Annotated in this window: 4 protein-coding genes; 1 reads left to right on the plus strand and 3 read right to left on the minus strand. The window is 62.6% G+C overall.

Annotated elements, in window-relative coordinates:
* Window positions 1–66: 66 nt before the first annotated feature.
* The 3 genes from BSP109_RS16275 to BSP109_RS16285 all read right to left on the minus strand — a co-directional run bounded on the left by BSP109_RS16275 (window position 67) and on the right by BSP109_RS16285 (window position 3,343).
* A complete protein-coding gene (locus tag BSP109_RS16275) occupies window positions 67–633 on the minus strand; it encodes a recombinase family protein (RefSeq protein ID WP_101601994.1) in 567 nt (188 codons plus the stop codon).
* A gap of 319 nt (window positions 634–952) precedes the next feature.
* A complete protein-coding gene (locus BSP109_RS16280) occupies window positions 953–1,840 on the minus strand; it encodes a CPBP family intramembrane glutamic endopeptidase (RefSeq protein WP_180959799.1) in 888 nt (295 codons plus the stop codon).
* A 183-nt stretch (window positions 1,841–2,023) separates the two neighbouring features.
* Entirely contained in the window at window positions 2,024–3,343 is a 1,320-nt protein-coding gene (locus BSP109_RS16285) for an ISL3 family transposase (RefSeq protein ID WP_101601998.1), read from the minus strand.
* A 248-nt stretch (window positions 3,344–3,591) separates the two neighbouring features.
* On the opposite strand from BSP109_RS16285, the gene BSP109_RS16290 reads away from it, so the two are divergent.
* Complete coding sequence (locus tag BSP109_RS16290; protein ID WP_146001213.1) at window positions 3,592–3,837, plus strand: hypothetical protein; 246 nt, start codon at window positions 3,592–3,594, stop codon at window positions 3,835–3,837.
* The last annotated feature ends 203 nt before the right edge of the window (window positions 3,838–4,040 follow it).

The following is a 4,040-nucleotide window of genomic DNA, read 5'->3' on the forward strand; positions in this document are numbered from 1 at the left end:
ATTGCATGGTGCGGCCTTGGGTGAGAGACGAGTTGAGGAACTTCTATCTTCGCCCAAGGTCGCTTCTCATTCATCACCGAGACCCGGCAAGCAGGGACCGCTCACGCACTCTAGAACCGGAAGAGCCGTCATGGTGTGTTTGCCGGCATCGTGCAGTTCGAGGAGGTGTGTTTCTTGTTTCACGGTGAGTTTTGGCTGTTTTCCCCGGAGTCGGCCGTTGGCCTTGGCAACCTTCATTCCTTCGCGGGTGCGCATGCTGATGAGGTCGGCTTCGAACTCAGCGATCATCGCCAGGACGTTGAACAGCAGTTTGCCCATTGGGTCGGTGGGGTCGTGGACGGAACCACCGATGCTGAGTCTGATTTCGCGTCTGGCGAGGCCGTCGGCTATCTCGTGGGCGTCTCGGACGGACCGGGCCAGGCGGTCGAGTTTGGTAACGACGAAGGTATCTCCGGCCCGGCAGGCGGCGAGGGCTTCGTGAAGTCCTGCGCGATTCTTGTTCCTGCCGGTAAAGCCATGATCAACATAGACGCGTTCGGGTTCAACGCCGAGGGATGCCAGGGCATCACGCTGGGCGGTGAGGTCTTGCTCCTCCGTGGACACGCGTGCGTAACCGACCATGATCTTAGACATGTAGATCAGTGTGTCACATAGGGATCCTTCACCGGACAGTTCACCGTACACCCTATACGGACACTTCATAGGTCACCATTAGCAAAGCATGTCGATGTCCGAAGTTGTCGGCACTTCTGTCCGAAGTCCTCAACACTCGTGTGCGTCAGCCGATCCCACGTGGCGGGGAAGCTGTCTCATAACGAATGGGTTTTGAGACACCGAGGTTGCGAGACACTTCTTCGGGAATGCGGTCTGATTCCAGCGCTCAACGCCGATGTTCGGCGCCCGCAAGCGGAACCCTTACCGGGCACCGTGGACTACGCATGCCGCGCCATTATTACTGGGCGTTCACGGTGACTTCACGTTCACCGAGGCGACCGTTTGTCAACATAGCAACCACTGCAGCGGCCAGGATGATGCCAAGTCCCCACCAATTCGTAGTTTCGACGAGCGATCCGGGGAACGCGACTACCAAAACGCCGAGAGATCCATTGACCGATGAGTGGGCCAGGACCGCAGCAAGGGTGCTACCGCTGCCGTTGCGCACCCACGCCATGATCACTGAAAGCCCCATGACAACGACCACGTACAGCAGAACCTGCGCAATAGTGCTGCGGGGTGTATCCCACGTTTGAGTCAGGAACAGGGGCGCATGCCATGCGGCCCAGACGATACCGATCAGCAGTGCTGCCACCAGCGGTGAAGTTTTCTTTTGAAGCTTAGGCTGGGCGAACCCGCGCCACCCGATTTCCTCCAAGCCGCCGCCGAGGAAGACGATGCCGAGGAGTTGCACAGGGTAGATCATCAGGACTTCGGTCAGTCCATCGGTCGTAAAGGAACCTAGCGTGCCGGGCAGGAGAATTACCCCGACTAACAGAATTGCGGGGACACCTAACAGGGCCACACTCCACCAGAGCGGACCAAGTCGAAGACTAGTTACGTGTCCCCAGAAGCGACGGACTCCGGCATGGCCATCGGTGGCTCGGATGACGATGAGGGCGGCAGCGGCCGGGCCGAAGATGCCAAGTGGGTTCACCAGTGCTATCACCTGAAGGGAGCCAGGTATCGGGAGCAATCCGAGACCATCCTGCCCGAGCCACCACGGACTCCACGCGATCCATGAAATTGCGAGCGCGAGGATGAAGAAACTTGCAACGGGATACCGGGCGATCAGGCCGGACTTGTTCGCGGTCTCACGGTCACCATTCGTTGGGGAAGATTCCATGTGCTGAATGCTATCCCAGTAAAAATCCCCGACCGTTGCCATGACGTCACTCAATGCGCTGGGTTTTGATGCGTAAGGATGGGCGTATGACGAGTAGTCCACCCTCTGTGGTTACTTTGCCCGCATCCAGTTCCACGAATGTTCATTCGCCGCTTAACTGGCTCTTCGCCGATCCGGTGGGGATCAGGTCTTGAGGCCGCCGGCGGCGAGGAGCATGCGGAGGCGGTAGTTGTCGCGGTTGCGGTAGCCGCGTGCGAGGCGTCGGTGGAGTTCGATGATGCCGTTGATCGCCTCCGTGCCGCCGTTGTTTGCACGTTCGGTGCTGAAGTAGGCCAGGAACGCCTCGCGCCAGCGGCGAAGGGTCCTTCCCAGGCGGGCGACCTCGGGGATCGGGCAGGTGTGGAACGACTCGAGGATCTTCTCGGCTCGAGCCCTGCCCTCAAGGGTGCTCTTTGCGCGGTAGGCGGCTCGCAGGTCTTGGGCGCAGCGCCAGGCCACGTAGACGGCTTCGTGTGCTTCGTCGGCCTCGATCGCGGTGGCGAGCCGGGCGAGCTGGCGGTCGGTGAGGTTCTCCGCACCGGCGCGCAGGATGGTCTGGATCCCGAACAGCGGCTCGCCCTTGCGGCCGCGATGCCCGCGGGTGTCCTGCTGGATGCGGCGACGGACTTCGTCGACGACCTGGGTGCCGAGCTTGACGACGTGGAACGCATCCAGGACCGCGGTCGCGTCAGCGAGCTCGGCGTCGATCGCGGCCTTGTAGCCGCCGAACGGGTCCAGGGCGGCGACCTCGATCCCGGCGCGGAAGTCGGCGCCGCGCTCGGTGAGCCAGTCTGCGTAGGCCTTCTTCGAGCGGCCCGGGACCAGGTCCAGCAGCCGGGCGTGGGTGCGTCCGTGCTGGTCACGGGTCAGGTCGACCATCCCGGTCAGTTCCTTCGGTCCGCGCGTGCGCGGGTCACGGTGGTGCCAGATGTGCTCATCGACGCCCAGCGAGGTGACACCCTCGAAGCGGGACTCCTCGCTAGCGAGGTGCTCGAGCTGCGGCTTGACCGCGCGCCACAGCGTCCACCACCCGACCCCGAGCTGGCGGGCCAGGCCGGCGATCGTGGCGTGCTCGCGGCGCAGCTGCCCGATCGCCCAAGCCACCGCCCGGACCGTGAGAGACCCTCGCGCGGCGACCAAGGTCGGGACCTGCTCGGCGAACGTCCCGCGCGCGCAGACCTGCTCCGGACAGCGCCACACCCGTTGGCGCCACACGACCTGGACGCGCACATCACCGTGCGGCACGTCGTGCAGCACCCGAGCGCGCCGCCCACGACTGGGGGCCACGACCCCGCAGTCCGGGCACCCCATCAGCTGCCACGTCGTCGAGACCGTCACCGTCATCAAGGCTGCATCCCGCTCGACCGTCTCGACATGCACCCCGTCCAGGCCGACCAAGACGTCGCAACGCGAGCAGGGATCAGCGGTGGTGGGCGCATCGGCGCACCCCGTAGCGTGAGACACGTCGAGGTCCTCGAAATCGATCAGGCAGCTTGGTCGCTCCTGATCCTCGGGGACCTCGACCCCTACCCACCGCTCACCGCGCCGAGCCCCTCACTCCCCACCGGATCGGCGAAGAGCCGCTTAACTTACGCCAGAGTTTGGTCCTCCTCTTTTCGGCTGTTGTGGCCACAGTGCTGACACTTGGGATAGCGGTACTTGTCATTATTTTGGTACCCGGAGCTACGGAAATCGGCCTTGTAGTGCTGGGGGTGACACTTCCCGTGCATGCGGCTCTGCTGCTGGTTGTGATCCATTGGGGCCTGCGTCGAGCAGGTACTGGATGGAGGGCGCTGGGGTTTACCCGACCAACGCTGCACATCCTCCACCTGTTGTGGCAGATTCCTGTCGACTTCGTCGCGCTCATATTGCTGGCATTGGGTCTCAAGACGCTGGAGAACTTCCAGGCTTCCGGCAGGGTGCCGCGCCTGATGCCACAAACTGTCTCGAAACCCTAGAGTTGCGAGACGTCTCATGATGAGTCGAGTACCAACTTTTTACTTTGTCACTATCCGAAGTCGGCGGCACGATTAACCGGCTCTTCCGGTTTCAGAGTGCGTTGACCCGGGCCGATAGCTGCCCGGAGTGGAGCAGACAGCGCAGCACGTAGTGCTCGAAGTTCCTGAAGCCCAGACCAATGCCCCGCAGATGCTCGAGGCGT

Origin of the sequence: Brevibacterium sp. Mu109 (genome assembly GCF_900169375.1) — a bacterium.
Taxonomy (GTDB): Bacteria; Actinomycetota; Actinomycetes; order Actinomycetales; family Brevibacteriaceae; genus Brevibacterium; species Brevibacterium yomogidense_A.

Bases quoted from the DNA above. Each gene is read 5' to 3' on its own strand.
- BSP109_RS16275 (WP_101601994.1), bottom strand. From the start codon at position 633: ATGTCTAAGATCATGGTCGGTTACGCACGCGTGTCCACGGAGGAGCAA.
- BSP109_RS16280 (WP_180959799.1), bottom strand. From the start codon at position 1,840: ATGGAATCTTCCCCAACGAATGGTGACCGTGAGACCGCGAACAAGTCC.